Genomic DNA, 17419 nt, shown 5'->3' with positions numbered 1-17419 from the left:
CTTCCGGCGGTCTGGCCGCCGTAGTGTGATCACCTTAGGCCCATAACTTTGCGTCCTAGTCTTTCGACTAGTTTGCCTTTTTCAGATTGTCTATGATTGTATTTACAACATAAACCAGTATAGGTTATTTAAGTGTTTCTGTACATCCCTTAAGCACTATTTTATTCAGGGCCTAGAAATAAAGTCGCATTACAGTAGCGCCTTGCCAAGGAATGAAAGTAGGACGTTTGGATCGAAATGACCCCGACTAATAAAATATTACGTGCTGCTTCCCACTGCTTTTCCGATAAATTGGGCAAACGGCTGGCAAATTGATTGGCAGACGAGCGAATTACATGCTCCGTCAATAAATCCTGATGCGGATTTTCCTTCAAATGACCCGAAATATCAAGAAGCTGGTCATTATTTGCATCAAGCTCCTCAAACATACTCGTATAGGATGCATATAATTCTATAGGACCAATCAAATCGTCGGTTTCATCCTCTGGTTTCTTGAATACAATTTCAAAAAGCTTGCGAATGGATTCAAAATCAAGATTTGACTTTAAATCATCAATAATAAACAACAAGGCAGCTTGATTCAGCGAATATTTCTTGCCAGCCTTAGGACAATCAAAATAAGGTTTAAAATCGCGCTTTACCCAGTTTTGCATGGAGGTAATCGACAAATTCGAATATTCAATCAGCTGTCCGAGCGCGGCAATCTCATGAAGCGAGAAGCCTTTGAGCTCATTGCCTTTGATCAACTTCTCAATGATCGGTGGCAGCAGCGTAGATAAAAAAGCGGGCAAGCCCGATCCCTTTTCCAAATCATTCTGATGCGTTTTTGTCCATGCGGCCTGCAGCACCTGTAGCGGCTTATGACTATGTTTTCCGTCCAGGGCAAGCAGCAAGCAAGCCATCTCTTTTCGAGTAAGCGTAAAGGACTCCATATCCCTTCCTCCTTGCGCTTTCGTCATACTTACTAAGTTACAAGTTCATATGAACTCATCATATGCCGGAGATTGACGCTTGTAAAGGCTCGAAAATCAATGAGAATGAGCTTTTCCATCTCCAAGAAACCCTCTAATTGCTCGTAAAAGGCTGTTACCGTTGCATTTGGCGTTTGTCATAACCTGTAATGATTCGTTATAGTAGATCATAAGAATAAAAAAATATAAATATAAAAGGGTAGTGAGAATCGAAAATGGGTATAGGATTCAATTTATTCATGATTGCTCTTCTTATTTTATTAACTGCTTTTTTCGTCGCAACGGAGTTCGCCATCATCAGACTTCGCTCCAGTCGGATCGATCAGTTAGTGCTTGAGGGCCGGAAGAACGCGCTTGCCGTTCAAAAGGTTACGAGTAATCTGGATGCCTACTTGTCAGCCTGCCAATTAGGTATTACCATCACAGCACTAGGGCTTGGCTGGCTGGGAGAACCAACAGTTGAAAAAATGCTTTTACCCTTGTTTGAACGCTTTGCATTAAACGATGACATTAGTCATATTCTATCCTTTTTAATTGCATTTATTTCGGTAACGTTCCTGCATGTTGTTGTCGGCGAGCTCGCTCCAAAAACATGGGCGATCCAAAAAGCTGAATTCATCAGCTTTCTTACAGCAAAACCAATTATTTTATTTCACAAGATCTTATATCCTTTCATTTGGTTGCTTAACGGCTCGGCCAATGCCTTGGTCCGCCTGTTCGGTCTAAAGCCCGCTACGGAGCATGAAGAAGCGCATTCAGAAGAAGAGATTCAAATTATTCTTAATGAGAGCTACCAGAGTGGAAAGATTAACAATACAGAATACGGTTATGTCAGCCGCATCTTTGCCTTTGACGAATTGCTGGCCAAAGAAATCATGGTGCCTCGCACCGACATGATATGCTTGTACACAAATAAGTCACTCACAGAAAACATGGAAATTATCCGCAAAGAACAATATACCCGTTTCCCTGTTGCGCTTGAGAGCAAGGACAACATCGTCGGGATGATTAATACGAAGCAGCTTTTCCTTGAATATGAGTCTGACCGTGATTTGGATTTCAAAAAGCTTGTTCATCCTGTACTAAGCGTATCCGAGGTTACTCCGGTTAAGATGCTTTTAAAACGGATGCAGCAGGAACGTGTTCATATCGCCATTTTGGTGGATGAATACGGCGGTACTTCCGGCCTAATTACGATTGAAGATATTTTGGAGGAAATCGTGGGTGAAATTCGGGATGAATTCGATGCCGATGAGCGCAAGGAAATTGAACAGTTGGATGAGCATTGCTATCTGCTTGACGGTAAAGTATCGCTTAGCGAGCTTAGCGATTTGACCGGCATGAATTTCGAAGAAGAAGACGTAGATACCGTTGGCGGTTGGTTATACAGCCAAGTATCCGATCCTAAGCCAGGCAAAGAGCACTTCTACGAAAATTATAAATTCATTATTCGAGAAACAAGCAAAAACCGGATTCGCAAAGTCGAAATGCTCATTCAGCAAAATGAAGAGACTATCGAAGGCGAGACTGCTTAACAACTAACCTTTACTAAACCAAGAGAAGCAGCCGCTGAATGTCAGAGGGCTGCTTCTCTTCTTGCCAGAGACCGTACTGTTTTACCGCTGATTACTTTATGTATACTTTATCTCCATTTCGTACATTTCCCGTCTGCTTGACGGAAGCATATACGCCGAATTTCAAATTCAGCTCCTCATTGACCCGCTTCAAGAGAGAGGCATCCCGTTCAAGGGAATCCGGATCAAGCGTTATCATGGAGCAGCGCTCACAGTGTTGGTCCACTTGCAGTGCTGCGTCACCCACTTCTAATTGTTTGCCAATCCAATACCCCTCATCAAATGAGTTGTCGCTTAATCTAATAAGAAAATTCGCACGGAAACGACGGTGATCCAAAGCTTTACCCCATAGATCTTCTAGTTTGCGTAACGATGTATCTGTAATGATTAAGATGCTGCCAAGATCGACGGACATTAGCTCGGGATTTTCTGGATTAGGCGCTCGGCAACTCTTCATTGACAGCTTCTGTTTAGATAAGAGTTGAATTTCACTTAATAGCTCTTCATTCCAACTAAAGCTTCTGCCATCCGGCCCTTTAACCTTCACAGTTTCACCTATCAAGCTGGCTTGATAGGTGAGCATGCTGGCGCTTTTTCTCGCTGTGAAGAAGCTGTCCCATCCCTCCTTCGTCTCATCATAAAACGCGCAAAATCGGTCTCCATAAATGCCATAGCTGTCAATCTTGCATGTGTTCAGCTGTTCTCCGGCAAACGACTTCACAGGATACCGACGAATCTCGCTAATTTCTCCAACTGCTCTAGTCACGATTAACTAATCCTCCGATGTTAGGGTAATAAATCGATTATATGCGATTTATCATTTAAAGTGTATTCATCAGAATGAACGGGTACCCCCGCCCTCCAGCCTCAACAAACAATTGCCTCAGCAACCACCTACATTAAACTAAAAATATGTGCCATCCGGTCTTGCAACCACTCTTCCGTACGGCCCATGGCTTCCTCAACGGTGCAGGGTCCCGGTACGAGGGAGAAGCAGGCGCGCAACCCAAGACTTGCTGCGGCTTCCTGATTAGCCTCGACAGTCCCGCAAACGGCAATGACCGGAATATGCTGAAGAACAGCTGATCGGCACACGGCTTCGATAACTTTGCCTCCACCGGTCTGACCATCCAGCCTTCCTTCGCCTGTAATGATCCAATCTGCACCTTGAATTTGCTCATCGAATTGAATCTTGTCCATCACAAGTCGGGCGCCCGCTTGCATATCGGCACCGAAAAATGCTAGCAAAGCTGAACCCGTTCCACCCGCAGCACCGCTTCCTGGCTGACTCGCTACATCCAGCCCGGTATGCTCATGGATCACTACCGCATATTGCAATAGCGCTTGGTCCAGTAACTTGACCTCCTCCGCACTGGCCCCTTTTTGGGGGGCGAATACGACGGAAGCGCCTTGATCTCCGCACAGAGGGTTACGGACATCTCCTGCGATGATGAATTGGCTAGCACAGATATTCGCATTAAAATTCGAATCATCGATTGAACGCAGATTCGTCAAATGCATCCCTCCTGGCGAAATCTCCGCCCCTCTTTCGTCCAGCAGCTTCAGACCGAGTGCCTGAAGCATGCCAGCCCCGCCATCGTTTGTGGCACTGCCGCCCAGACACACGATAAACTGGCGGTAACCTGCCTGAAGCGCATGGTTAATCATTTCACCCGTACCGTAGGTAGAAGTATACATTGGATTCCTCTCATGCTGACTCAGCAATGGCAGACCCGAAGCCTCCGCCAGCTCGATGACGGCAGTCAAACCGTCACCCAGCACGCCATATTTTGCTTCTATCCTTCGGCCTAGAGGATCATGCACAGCCACTGCTACAAAATGGCCACCCGTTGCATGCACAAGGATCTCCATCGTCCCCTCGCCCCCATCCGCCATTGGAAGCTGAATAATTTCGGCGTCTGGCTTCACTTTCCGAATGCCCATTTCCATTGCTTTTGCGATCTGATAAGCGCTTCCTGAGCCTTTAAAAGAGTCTGGCGCCAGCACGATTTTCATCCTCATCAACCTTCCCAAAAAAAAATAAAAAAACACTTGCAATTGAAATAGGTTCTATGCAATAATACATCTTGTGCTTAACGAAATACACGTGCCGTTGTAGCTCAACTGGTAGAGCAACTGACTTGTAATCAGTAGGTTGGGGGTTCAAGTCCTCTCGACGGCACCACTCTTTTTTAGCGGGACGTAGCTCAGCTTGGTAGAGCACCTGGTTTGGGACCAGGGGGTCGCATGTTCAAATCGTGTCGTCCCGACCATCGTCCACAACATTTAAAGCATACTACATAAATGAAAGAAGCTTGATTGCTCAAGCTTCTTTTTTTATATGTCTTCGCCTGTTTTTTGCAGCAGCAGCGCCAGATCGTCAAAACCATAATCACTGGCATAATCTCCTGCCGTATACCCGTTATGATCTGTTTTCGCTGGATTAGCCCCGGCTTTCAACAATAATATTGCCGCCTCCATATCTCCATTGGTTGCTGCCGTCATCAGCGGCGTCCAGCCCGTACTATCCTCCAGATCCGGATTTGCCCCTTCCTCCAGAAGCAGCGTGACCATTTCAAAGCTGAAATTATACAATGCGATCGTGAGAGCCGTTTCTTCATAGCTAAACTCTACCAGGTCGGGATTTGCTCCCGCATCCAGCAAAGCCGAGCCTATTTCCGTTTCGTTGAATTGTGCCGCCCACATTAAGGAAGTCCATCCTTCCTCGTCGGCCGCATTCGGATCTGCGCCTGAATCTAACAGCGCTTGAACCTCGCTTGCATCTGAAGCGGAAGCCGCGGCTAGCAGTTCTTCAGCCGAACCTCTTTCTTCAAATGTGGTCACCCAAGTAGAAACCGATTTGGACACCAAGAAGCCGAAGGACAACGCTCCAACGATGAACAAAGCGGATGCCAAAGTAAGGATCAAACCGATCCTTTGCGGTTTAAATACGATACTTGAAGGTAACCCTGCAAACTGCTGAATCGCATGAATGCGCTTGGGAAGCGTAGGATGCGTGGACAGCTTCTCGGACAGCCATACAAATAGCCCTCTCTCATTGCTGCTTTGCAGCAAATATTCTTCACGGTCCACACGATGATAAAGCGTTTTGCCAATGGCTAAGATCGTCAACCCATTCATGGCCGCTTCCACGTTATTCGTATAATAAACAGCCATCCGGTCACAAGTATATTCGCATGCGCGTGAATAGGCTTCACCGAGAAACGGAAGCCACATGGCCGGGAGAATGAACATCTGCTTGGACAAATGCTTCCGTTTCAGATGAGCAAGCTCATGCGCGATTACGAAGGCAAGCTCATTCTCTCCCTCCTTCTGAATCAATTCAAAGAGATCGGAATACAGCACAACCATATTTTTTCTGAAAAACCGCGAGGCAAACGCATTTAACACACCGCTTGACTCCATAACATAAACATCTGGAATAGCTTCAAAGCCCATCTTGCTGCATTGCTCCTGCACAATTTCGAATATTTCGGGGAATTGACGGGATGTGATCCGAACACCATTCGTACGTATGTGGGCGAGCATGATGCCTTGAGCGAACAACGGAAGAAGAATAAGCGCTATAATCACGAAAAGAAAAACGACTGAGATCAACGCGCCAAGGTAAACCAAAATGCTAAACACAAGAGCCAGTGTATAATATTGCTCTTCTTTCTTATGTACAAGCCTATAATTCAATTCATAGCTATTCAATAAACGGCAGCTCCTTCAAAATTAGTATCCACATTATACATGATTTCCCAAGCATATTACATAACTTTATGCACAAACAAATAAGACGCATTAGCTAATGGCCAAAGCGTCTTATTTCTAATTTAATCATCATATATGGACTCTACGCAAACTAGTGATCCGATTCATCCCATTTTTTGGAATAGGCTTTCTTAGTAATCCATAGCGTAAGCCAAGTGAGCAGTACAACGATTATACCCGAAAAAATCCAAACGCCAACAGGAACTCCCATCTGTATATACCCCCCTTTGTCTTCTATCTCTATTTTACAAGAACGGATAGCCTGATGCCCATAAATTCCGTTAACAAATTAGTAACATTTATAACAAATATAAAATTACAGCTTTCTGATTGAGCCGATCAGCACCTCGGAGGTCAACCATCTCCGAAACAGTAGAAATAAAAGAAGCGGAGGCAGGCTCAGCCATGCGCCCTGACGGAGAATTTGCTTGGCATCCCACTCCCCTGCGTTCGTTAACAGCATAAATTGGAGCATGGGGGATTGGCTTTCTGGATTGGCCATATAAATCAGCGAAGGATAATAGGCATTCCACAGCATGACTAAGTGCAATGCTCCAAGGGCGAGCAGTGGCTTCCATATTTTCGGTATAAAAAGCGTGAAGAACGTATGCAGCTCCCCCCTTCCCGCTGTTTCCGCCTGCATTTTCAAATCGGCATGCTTGGAATTAAATATACTCTTAAGCACGAATACGGCTGCCAGATTAAATAAACCAAAGAACAGCTGAGGAAAAATAGTATTTACCATTTCTAAATTTCGAGCAAACATATATTCACTGATTTGCCCACCGCTCATCGTGAAGGAAAGCAGAAGCAACAGCTTGTATGCTCTTCTGCCTGGCAGCCTTCTGATCGTTAGAGGGTAAGCCAGCGTAACGGTAATAAGCATAAATACAAATACAGCAAACAGATCAACAAATACATGATAGAAAGTATTCGAAAACGTAAACAGCTGCCCTACCTGGTTGCTAGTCACGTCCGTACTCGATGATCCCGTAAACGGATAAATAAATAACATAAAGAGTAATAAAATGACGACTACAGCATACAGACTAGCCATTGCAATGCCTAGCGCGCTCTTAGCATTGCTGTTTGACTGTATAGCTGAAGCACTGGTATAGCTGTGAAATAAATCTTTGAAGAAGTAACCTCTGACGATGATATAAGCAAGTATGGTAAAGAGCAGCTGGATACCATATTGAACCATGCTTATAGCAGCAGATTTGCTTACCTCCATCATTAGAAAACCGGTCTGATAGCTATAATGGTCTATCGTAGCCCCTGTCTCATATACCAAAGGGTTCAGCAAGCTGTTCAGGAGTTCAAAATCCGTAGTCAGCAAAGTCGATAACTGAAGCACCATAAAGGCTGCTGTTGCCCTTGCCGCAGGTATGACATTCATTTGCGAATAACTCTGCTTGAAAGAGATCCCGCCGCTGCCATCACCGCTTACCGTAGCATGCTTTGCTGCAATAGCTGCAACCGCGATTACGATCGGAATTCCGCATGTTTTCAGTACTTCAATGCAAACCAGCACGGGCTGAAACCAATCCGCATTCACCAAAATCAACGAGCCTGATGAGAAAAAAGGAGACGTGCTTGGCGAGAGGGCGTAAATGAATATACTGGCAAACACAACGGAAGGAATAAAGAACGGAACAAGAAATAAGGACGAGAAAAATCCTCTCAGCAGCTTGGAACGTATACCACTTAGGGCGAGCGCGAGCAAGAAGGTGATCACACCACTTAGCAGAATATACAAGCCTTTTATGATTATGGTGTTCTTAAATACTTCACGAAATACGGGATCATCAAACAAATGCGTGAAGTTATTTAAAGCTACCCACTCGCTCTCCCAGATCCCCTTAAACACTTGATAATCGACAAAAGAAAGGAAAACGCCGTTCAAGAATGGGATCCATTTGAAAATAAGCAGCAGCAATAGTGCCGGTATGACAATCAAATAATGAAGCTTATACTTCCATATCCGCTGCGAGATGCCTGCTTGTGTGCTGCTTGCTCCTACTCCTTTTTTTTGTAAAATGTCTGGTTGTTGTTCCATCGTCTGCCTCTTTTCATTCCATAATTTTACTAAATTATATAATTCCGCCCTGCTGCTGTATACCTTAAATTTAAAATGAAGCTTTGTGAATAAAGAAGACGACTGTATAATAGAACAAAATAATCATTTTGGATTAGGAGCTATTCATATGGATTTCCGACTGGATTTAATTGAGAACAAGATCGAATTTTTTGAAGCCTATGACTTGAAGACGCTTGAGCGCAAGATCGACCAACAAATTGAGAACAACAAAGGTCTTCTCCTTGAAGTTTTCCACGTGAGCCATCATGCCGTGTTTAATCCCAAAATCGAGAAAATGCTCTATAGTGCGGTTGTCCACTTTAAAGCGAAGAAATAAACGGCCAGAATTAAAAAAACCTCCCGACAATGGATTGCCGGGAAGTTTTTTAATGAAAGGGTGGACGTTTAAGGCTCAATCCCCCAATTGAGGCTGCCTGTTACATAGCCCGTAGCTTTGTTCCAGTCCGTATAACTTGTAGACGAGGCATTGAAGGAATAATCATTGGACTGCGTGTAATTACTCCAATTGTTCTTGGCGAACCGCGTCTGAATCTCGATGCTTTGGCCTGCTGCCACTGTCCCTGCTCCGCTGCTAAAAACAATTTCCAAATAATAATCCGCGCCTGTCTTCGCTGATGCCAGCTTAACGATGCTGCCTGTTACATTTGTATTGCCGGCTGTAGACCAATCGCACCAGAAACTCTGCGCTGTATCACCGTCTACGGTGTAGTAGTATCTAATTTTCACATCTGCCAAGTTAATTGCCGCGCTGCTCGTGTTCACAAGCTTTATTCGTGGATTGAGTGTATTCACGGAGCTTCCTGTAGCCCCATTGTAGAGTTGAACCTTGATACTGCCGGTTGCTGCGGTTGGCACTGGCGTTGCTGTTGCTGTCGGCACCGGTGTTGGCGTCGCTGTTGGCACTGGCGTTGCTGTCGCTGTCGGCACCGGTGTTGGCGTCGCTGTTGGCACTGGCGTTGCTGTCGCAGTCGGCACCGGTGTTGACGATGCTGTTGGCGTTGGCGTCGGATTGCCTGCGATGTCGCCATAGATGATGCCGCGGCCGTTGGTACCTATATACACCCGTCCGTAAATTCTCGGATCCCCTGTGATGGCACTGCCCGTATAAGCATACTGATGTTGGTCATCGTTAATTCTAATCCAACTTGCACCTCCGTCATCGGAACGGAAGAACCCTCTTATATGATCTATTTTTGCCGAGGTATATAGCGCTAAATAGGATTGGCCGGGTGCAGCTTTTCCAAAGCCAATGTTGTCGGCCTCTTGCACGGATGACAGCTTCGTAAATGACGTCCCTGAATTTGTCGAATGCCATAAACCATAAATGCCGCCATCCTCATTGCCGCCTGCGAGCCAAATATCACCTTCCACGCCAGGGAGGGCCTTAAAGTAAAGCGCTCCTTCAAGCGGCAAACCTGTCGCTGCCGTCTCAGCGAATGCTGCGCCGCCATCGGTGCTGATATAAAATTTGCCCGCAGCCGCCGCGTAAAATTTATTTTTATTCACGCGGTCTGCCGCAACCTTCGCGTTAGCGGGAAGACCGGTGCTCTTTGTCCACGAATTGCCTGAGGACTTGGAATAATAGACACCTACATCCGAGGTACTCCAAACAAGCGAACTATTATCCGCCGCTACGGCAATTTGGCCTCCCCCCTTTGTTGCAGTTGGCTCCGCGCTTGGCGCAAACCAATTGCCACCTCCGTCATAGGAGAGTGCTATCGATTTTGCATTCGGATTAACCGCTTTGTCCGCATAACCGACTCTAGCAATAAAGGTTGGATTCAACTGAGCAAAATCCAGGCTTGAGGTGCTGTCCGGATTATTAAGCATTTTAGCCGGTGCGACCGTTAGGTTGTCATGTTTGAAACCGGATACGTCACCAACTGCGCTAATCAATGGAGCGCCCGTTGGTGGGCTGATCAAATCATTAACCGCCATTTCCTCAATATTTTTCGCCATGACTGTCAGATTAATCTTTTTGTCCGCATCCCAATCCGTTAAATTGTTGGTGCCATAGATGGTCGCACCTGTCCCATACATCATTCGGTTCGAATTATGAGGGTCAATTTTCAGTTCACCAACCATCCAGCCAAGCTTCGGCGTTATTTCGGGAAGCTGCGGGTTTGCTCCCCAGTCCAGCCAAGGAGCCGCTGAAATATTTTGCGTGTAACGAAGCTTGCGGTTCGGATATCCATCAAAGTCCCAAATCCGCGTCCATGTCGCCCCGCTGTCCGTACTGCGGAAAATGATCGTATCCGGCCACCATGAGTTAAGCGCCGCGACCATCAGCGTTCCGGGCTTTTGCGCATCTATGGCAAGCCCGCCGTACCCAAAGAAATTGTCCGTGCTGCTGCTTGGAACAGGGCTAATATTCGTCCATCCGCCTGTCGTCGTATTGAGTTTCCAGACATCGCCCTTCTCGCCGTCGTAGGGGCCAATTCCGTTACTATAAGTAATATAAAGGTTGCCGTCTGAGGATAAAACACCATGATGAGGAAGGAAACCCGTTGGCTGACCAGATACAGCTGACCAATGAATCCCGCCGTCCGTACTGCGGTAGACGCTTGAATTCTTGTCGGCTACTCCTACATAAATGGTCTGGGTGGCATGGCCTGGGGAGCCTGTGGAAGGATCAAAGGTGATCCAAGCCAGACCCATAATATCGCTTGTGTAGGGATTTGTAGGATCTTGAACGTAATTGCCGGGGTTAGGGAAAGAGGTGACCTTGCCCCACGTAACGCCATAGTCAGTACTTTTCCAAAGACCATTGCCGCTGCGTGCTCCAAAATAGAGGATGTTGTTTTTGTTCGGGTCAATCATAAGCCGCTCGCCCATAGAGCGTCCCGGCATGTTGCCGCCTACTTTGAATGGCAGCTCTGTTTGCTGCCACGTCGTTCCGCGGTCCGCTGACCGCATAATGTAGCCATTGTTCGGGTCCCAATCATTCGTGTACGTCCCGACTGCGAGATACAGCCTGTTAGGATCAACCGGGTCGGTAGCCAGCGCATCGACGCCTGTTTTCCCCCATTCATCCCAGCCGATATGATCCAGAAGCGGAATCCAGCTGCTATCTGCCGGGTTCCAGCGATAAGCCCCTCCGATGTCTGTTCTCGTATAAATCAGGTCAGGCTCTGTTTCGTTGAAAATAATTCCTGGTATAAATCCGCCTCCTGCTCCTGTTACAACGTTTTTCCAGTTGTATGGTTGGCTTGCCGCTGCTTCAACGGAATGACTTCCCCCCACCCATGCTGTTCCCGTCAAGATAGCTACAATTAATAACCACACACCCACTCTGCTTGCTGATTTTTTGATCAATCGAACACCCTCCCTTATTTTGAATGCGCTTTCAGAATAACACATAGAAAAATAAGGAAATACAGTACTAACTTGAACATCTTTCATATGAAAATTAGTGAATTCTTTTTTCGACAAAACCCCTCATTCTTATGAAGAATGAGGGGTTTTGTCGACGTTAAATAAAGCTTTTTAAGGAAGGAGCCCTACGCACCTGGCTGAGTTGCTCATAAGCGTAAGCCAGCTTAATCAGCGTAGGCTCCTCAAACGCCCGGGCTGCAAAAGTAACGCCGAACGGTACACCTTTCTCCGTATAACCCGCCGGAACAACAATGGATGGATAACCTGCACGGGAAGTAATTCTTGCCCCAAAATCAGCCGGAAACAGCAGTGCGTCAAGGCTGTGCTCCTTCATTGTGGCATCTATCCCTTCCTCCTTGCATAATCGCAAATCGGCCATACGGTCCCGCAAATAAGGCAGCTCTGTTTGCGTGCCTGAGGTTGTGGTTTCTACGCGCAGCAGTGTAGATTGTCCGTACTTCAGCGTCTCCACTGGACGCTCGTTATTAAACGCAATAATATCCTTAAGCGTGCGAATTTTGAAGCCTGGTGGCAGCTTCGACAAATAGGCATTGATCGCAGACTTGAATTCATTCAGCACGACGGAGGAATAAACGATTTGGCGTGCGGTTCTTATATCAGCCGGATCCACAATCGTTGCGCCATGCTGCCTCATCAACTCCACCGCATCGTTAAAGATCACAAGCTGCTCGTCCGTCAATTCCTCAAAAAAATAATCTCTGGGAATGCCGATACGCGCGCCCTCTAGTCCCTTTGAATCAAGGAACAAGCTGTAATCGCTCTGCTTGCGCCACAATCCTGCACCCATGGATGCATCGTTGGCATCTTGGGCAACGATAGCGTTCAAGACATGCACGGCATCCGTTACCGTTCTTGCCATCGGACCCGCCGTATCCTGACTGTTCGACAGCGGCAAAATGCCGCTGCGGCTCACAAGTCCGACCGTTGGTTTAATACCGACGGTCGAGCTCAGGTTACCGGGATTCAATATCGAACCAGAGGTTTCGGTACCGATGGAAGCCATGCAGAAGTTACAGGCTACGGCTACACCCGACCCTGCGCTCGAGCCTCCTGTCGGCGCTGAAATATTGTAAGGATTAAGTACCTGACCACCGCGCGAGCTGTAGCCTGATGGCATGCCGTCCGTCATAAAGTTGGCGAATTCCGTCATATTTACCTTACCTAAAATAACAGCTCCTGCTTCCCGAAGCTTCTTCACGATAAAAGCGTCCTCACCCGCATAGGAATGGGCAAGCGCCAGCGACCCCGCACTCGTATGCATGAGATCACCAGTATTGATGTTGTCCTTCAGCAAAATAGGAATACCGTGAAGCGGGCCTCTTGGCCCTTTAGCCAACCTTTCGTTATCTAAAGCTGTAGCAATAAACAAGGCGTCGGGATTGAGCTCGAGAACCGAATTAATCGTTAGACCGTCTTTGTCATGTGCGGCAATGCGTTCGAAATACATGAGTACCAGCTCACGCGACGTTAACTCGCCCGCCTCCAGTGCTTCTTGAACGGATGAAATAGTTGCTTCAACGATATCCATGCCTCATTAACTCCTTATATCATCCGAATAAATGCTTGGTATCGCTAGTATATACTATTTTTTGACAGAAAGCAGATTTTCATCGTGATTAGATCATCTATCACCTTCATTCCTCTGGCTCTGAGCAGCAACAATCTTTTCCTATCCGCTTCCATCTATTTCCGACTGCATTCGCCAACTATTTTTAATGACCTAAATAACTTTTTAGCTACCCGCTGCGTCTAACTATTAATAATCTAAATTGCATATGAAGGAGTCCTCTGGATGAGACCACTTAAGAAATGGACGGGACTGACGCTGCTTCTGCTTGCGGTATGCACTTTCCAGGTGAATACGGTGTTCGCAAAGCAGGATGTGACCCTCAAGGGCACACCCCTGACGGGGATTATTGATATCGATTCCATGCTTGAATCGCATCTGGCGCTTGAGAAGGACGGAACTGTCTGGACTTGGAATGGCATTGATCAGGCACAAAGAGGACCGAAAATACCGGGTGCCATCGCTGCAGAGATTGGCAATATTGCTTTAAAAGCAGACGGCACCGTTTGGACCTGGGGAACCAATGAATGGGGGCAGCTCGGCAACGGCATGATTGATAAGCTGAGAACCAACGTATCCCGAGAGCCGGCACAAGTGAAGGGACTTAAAGATGTTGTGGCTATCGCAAGCGGAGGTTCATTTCATGTTGCGCTGACCAAGGATGGCAAGGCTTGGGTATGGGGAAATGTCTGCCTCTCTGCCATGACAAGATCCGATTTCACCTTCAACGAAAGCTACTGCCGTACTTATGATGAAAATACCGATGAAGCGAATGCTTATTCGCCTGGCTTAATTAAACGTTCCGACATTACTGCCATTGCGGCTTCGCCAAACAATTTATCGATTGTCAGGTCTGACGGCAGCGTTAACCGTTGGGGCAATTGGAATAATGGCCGAATGGGTGAGGACACGCTGCCATGGGCCACAAAAAATATTAGTTTGATATCAGAAATGTACAATGATGATATGGGAAACGTTTTTCTGCTTCGTAAAGACGGCTCGGTCGGTTATTATGAGCCCTCTTCCACCAAGCCAATGAGCGGATTCAAAGCCATTTCTGCTGCGCCATACAATTCCAATTACAATCTGGCTTTACTGCAAAATGGTACCGTTTGGAACAATGAAGAAAATGGTTCACTCATTCAGATTAAGGGCCTCAGTCGAATTGTCGCCATCGAAGCAAGAGCGCCAAATAGCGGTCTCGCCTTGGATAGCTATGGGACGGTGTGGTCCTGGGGCGCAGGAAAATACTGGTCAATTAGTCAAGGTTCTGCTCCGCCAAAAACAGGTAGTGAAATCAAGCCTGCTGCCGTTGTCAAAAGCTACTCTATCATGCTTAATGATAACTTCATTAAGCTAAGCGCAGACCCTGTAATCATCAACGGAACGACCTTTGTTCCACTCCGCGACGTATTTCAGGCAATGGGCGCCAAGGTCAATTACGATGCCGGCAAAATTTCGATTAGCAAGGGCAAAACGAGCATTACGCTTGAAATAAACAAAACTTTAACCACCATTAACGGAAACGTTAGGCAAGTATCGGAGGCACCGCGTTATATTCAAGCTAAGACAGTCGTCCCGCTCCGCTTCATTACAGAAGCACTGGGTGCAAGAGTCAAATGGAATGCTGCAAATGATACGATTCTGATTATCTCGTAGGCTCGATTAGAAATACCTAGCCTCATTATAAAACGAACAGCAAGCAGAGAAGGTCCAACCGACCTTCTCTTTTTGCGCTGAAAACTAATCTAATCTCCAAATAATCAAAGAACAATAATAGCAATAGAGAATTTATCAATATCTCCTCATTCCTTTTATATAAGTAAATGATTATATAATTGTTTACTTATATAATAGAATGAGTATAATAAACAGCGAAGGAGTGATTGCATGAAACAACCGATTACTACTCTAGCCGATACGTTGAAACTGTTGTCGGATAAGACTCGACTAACCATACTCGCAATGCTAAAAGAAAAGGAATTGTGCGTGTGTGATATTGTAACGGTGCTTGAAACGACACAGCCCAACGTAAGCCAGCATTTAAAAAAGTTAAAAGCAGGTGGCTTGGTCAATGAAACAAGACGGGCCCAATGGATATATTATTCATTAAACCTTGAGAATACGGCTAATCTTCAAGCCATTTTGGATCTGCTTCCTTCCATGAAAGAAGAGTTAGAGAAGCTGAAACCTGACTGCTGTAATTAATGGACAAGCTTATTTTTCAGATCAAATGATCAACAAAGATATTTAGGAGGACCTATGTTAGTTGTCGCATCCCTTATTTTCATCCTCACTTTACTATTCGTCATATGGCAGCCAAAAGGCTTGAATATTGGTTATTCGGCAGTTGGCGGTGCTATACTCGCCCTAATCTTTGGCGTCGTTGATTTTAATGATGTGTGGGATGTCACTGGCATTGTCTGGAATGCGACATTAGCTTTTGTCGCCGTCATTCTTATCTCGCTCATTCTGGATGAGATTGGCTTCTTTGAATGGTCGGCACTTCATATGGCACGTTTTGCAAAGGGCAACGGATATCTTATGTTCTCCTTGGTTGTATTGCTTGGCGCTGCTGTTGCAGCTTTTTTTGCCAATGATGGGGCTGCGCTTATTCTTACGCCGATTGTTCTAGCCATGGTCAGGGCTTTAAAGTTCGATGATCGTATGATCCTGCCATTCATTATGGCAAGCGGCTTTATTTCGGATACGGCCTCCTTGCCACTCATTGTCAGCAACCTCGTCAACATTGTTTCCTCTGACTTCTTCGGTATTGGATTTGCTGAATACGCCAGTCGGATGATTATCCCGAATTTCTTCGCGGTAGGAGCAAGCTTGCTTGTCCTTTTTCTGGTTTTCAAAAAACAAATTCCTAAGCATTATGATCTGAATCAGCTTAAAGAACCCCGCACTGTAATCAAAGATATGCGAATGTTTAAGCTATCCTGGATCGTATTAGCCATACTATTGTTAGCCTATCTAGCTAGCGAATTTGTTCATATCCCTGTCTCCATCGTTGCTGGCGTAGCGGCACTGGTCTTTATTATCGCGGCTCGCAAGAGCTCAGCCATTCATACTGCAGCAGTTATCAAAGGCGCACCGTGGTCGGTTGTCGTATTTTCCATCGGCATGTACGTTGTCGTGTATGGACTGCGAAATGTCGGGCTCACGGATGAGTTAGGCAAAGTCTTTCAATGGACCGCCAATCAAGGCTTATTCATAGCAACGCTAGGTACGGGATTTATCGCTGCCATCCTCTCTTCCCTTATGAACAACATGCCTACAGTCATGATCGACGCTTTGGCTATCCAAGGAACGAATACGAATGGCGTATTGCGCGAGGCCCTGATTTATGCGAATGTCATAGGTTCTGATTTAGGCCCGAAAATGACGCCCATTGGATCACTCGCGACGCTGCTTTGGCTGCATGTCCTTTCTCAAAAAGGCGTGAAAATTACATGGGGCTATTACTTTAAGCTTGGTATCGTTCTCACCCTTCCCGTTTTGTTTATTACCTTAATTGGCCTTTACTTTTGGCTTAGCATCATCCACTGAAAAGAATGTTAAAGGAGCCATGCAAAAATGGAAAAAAAGCTGGTATATTTTTTGTGTACGGGTAACTCTTGCCGTAGCCAAATGGCGGATGGATTTCTAAGCGCCTTGGGCAGTGAGCAATTCGAAGTAAAAAGCGCCGGGCTCGAAGCGCACGGCCTGAATCCAAGAGCAGTTCAAGTCATGAAAGAAGCTGGCGTTGATATTAGCGAAAATGAATCTAATGTAATCGATCCACACCTACTGAATCGTGCCACCTATGTCATTACCCTTTGCGGCCATGCCGATGAGCACTGCCCAGTCATATCCAATCCAAATGTGGTGATATGGCATTGGGGCTTTGATGATCCTTCCAAAGCAGCGGGCACAGAAGAGAAAATTTTGGCGCAATTCCGAAGCGTTCGAGATGCCATTAAAGTACGTGTCGAAGCCTTTGTGAACGCGATAAAATAAATAAGCGAAGTGATCCTCTGGTGGGTCA

General features: G+C 46.1%; 13 protein-coding genes, 2 tRNA genes and 1 riboswitch. Of the genes, 8 read left to right on the top strand and 7 right to left on the bottom strand.

Annotated elements, in window-relative coordinates; translation table 11 throughout:
* Positions 1-2 precede the first annotated feature (2 nt).
* Positions 3-87: riboswitch (cyclic di-GMP riboswitch) on the bottom strand.
* Between the two features lie 74 nt (positions 88-161).
* Entirely contained in the window at positions 162-932 is a 771-nt protein-coding gene (locus tag E0496_RS30660; RefSeq protein ID WP_141505773.1) for a DUF1836 domain-containing protein, read from the bottom strand.
* A gap of 254 nt (positions 933-1186) precedes the next feature.
* Here E0496_RS30660 and E0496_RS30655 point away from each other — a divergent pair, with 254 nt between their 5' ends.
* Positions 1187-2506, top strand: coding sequence for a hemolysin family protein (locus tag E0496_RS30655; protein ID WP_141505772.1), 1320 nt, complete (start codon positions 1187-1189; stop codon positions 2504-2506).
* 91 nt (positions 2507-2597) lie between these two features.
* On the opposite strand, the gene E0496_RS30650 is transcribed toward E0496_RS30655, so the two are convergent.
* Positions 2598-3311 carry an MOSC domain-containing protein gene (locus E0496_RS30650; protein WP_141505771.1) on the bottom strand — a complete coding sequence of 238 codons (714 nt, stop codon included), beginning with the start codon at positions 3309-3311 and terminating at the stop codon, positions 2598-2600.
* A gap of 128 nt (positions 3312-3439) precedes the next feature.
* Positions 3440-4561 carry a glycerate kinase gene (locus E0496_RS30645; RefSeq protein ID WP_141505770.1) on the bottom strand — a complete coding sequence of 374 codons (1122 nt, stop codon included), beginning with the start codon at positions 4559-4561 and terminating at the stop codon, positions 3440-3442.
* A gap of 93 nt (positions 4562-4654) precedes the next feature.
* Between E0496_RS30645 and E0496_RS30640 the strand changes: the two genes are divergently transcribed.
* Together E0496_RS30640 and E0496_RS30635 are read left to right on the top strand one after the other, a co-directional pair.
* A tRNA-Thr gene (locus tag E0496_RS30640) sits at positions 4655-4730 on the top strand.
* An 11-nt stretch (positions 4731-4741) separates the two neighbouring features.
* Positions 4742-4818, top strand: a tRNA-Pro gene (locus E0496_RS30635).
* A gap of 64 nt (positions 4819-4882) precedes the next feature.
* On the opposite strand, the gene E0496_RS30630 is transcribed toward E0496_RS30635, so the two are convergent.
* Positions 4883-6262 carry a M48 family metallopeptidase gene (locus tag E0496_RS30630; protein WP_141505769.1) on the bottom strand — a complete coding sequence of 460 codons (1380 nt, stop codon included), beginning with the start codon at positions 6260-6262 and terminating at the stop codon, positions 4883-4885.
* A gap of 376 nt (positions 6263-6638) precedes the next feature.
* Complete coding sequence (locus E0496_RS30625; RefSeq protein WP_141505768.1) at positions 6639-8381, bottom strand: hypothetical protein; 1743 nt, start codon at positions 8379-8381, stop codon at positions 6639-6641.
* Positions 8382-8529: 148 nt separating this feature from the next.
* On the opposite strand from E0496_RS30625, the gene E0496_RS30620 reads away from it, so the two are divergent.
* Positions 8530-8739, top strand: a complete 210-nt coding sequence (locus E0496_RS30620; protein WP_139997791.1) for a YrzA family protein — start codon at positions 8530-8532, stop codon at positions 8737-8739.
* A 68-nt stretch (positions 8740-8807) separates the two neighbouring features.
* Here the strand turns inward: E0496_RS30620 and E0496_RS30615 are convergent, their stop codons facing one another.
* On the bottom strand, positions 8808-11735 hold the full coding sequence (locus tag E0496_RS30615) for a cellulose binding domain-containing protein (protein ID WP_241675058.1): 2928 nt from the start codon (positions 11733-11735) through the stop codon (positions 8808-8810).
* A gap of 160 nt (positions 11736-11895) precedes the next feature.
* Complete coding sequence (locus E0496_RS30610; RefSeq protein ID WP_141505767.1) at positions 11896-13347, bottom strand: amidase family protein; 1452 nt, start codon at positions 13345-13347, stop codon at positions 11896-11898.
* Between the two features lie 264 nt (positions 13348-13611).
* Between E0496_RS30610 and E0496_RS30605 the strand changes: the two genes are divergently transcribed.
* The 4 genes from E0496_RS30605 to arsC all read left to right on the top strand — a co-directional run bounded on the left by E0496_RS30605 (position 13612) and on the right by arsC (position 17391).
* A complete protein-coding gene (locus E0496_RS30605) occupies positions 13612-15045 on the top strand; it encodes a stalk domain-containing protein (protein ID WP_141505766.1) in 1434 nt (477 codons plus the stop codon).
* Between the two features lie 231 nt (positions 15046-15276).
* On the top strand, positions 15277-15594 hold the full coding sequence (locus E0496_RS30600; RefSeq protein WP_141505765.1) for an ArsR/SmtB family transcription factor: 318 nt from the start codon (positions 15277-15279) through the stop codon (positions 15592-15594).
* Between the two features lie 54 nt (positions 15595-15648).
* Positions 15649-16941 carry an arsenic transporter gene (locus E0496_RS30595; protein WP_141505764.1) on the top strand — a complete coding sequence of 431 codons (1293 nt, stop codon included), beginning with the start codon at positions 15649-15651 and terminating at the stop codon, positions 16939-16941.
* Between the two features lie 27 nt (positions 16942-16968).
* Positions 16969-17391 (top strand): arsenate reductase (thioredoxin), encoded by a 423-nt coding sequence (gene arsC / locus E0496_RS30590; RefSeq protein WP_141505763.1) that lies wholly within the window; start codon positions 16969-16971, stop codon positions 17389-17391.
* The last annotated feature ends 28 nt before the right edge of the window (positions 17392-17419 follow it).

The organism is Paenibacillus luteus (genome assembly GCF_006542765.1).
GTDB lineage: Bacteria > Bacillota > Bacilli > Paenibacillales > Paenibacillaceae > Pristimantibacillus > Pristimantibacillus luteus.
Note: the sequence above shows the minus strand (reverse complement) of the source record. Positions and strands in the feature narration are given on the sequence as shown.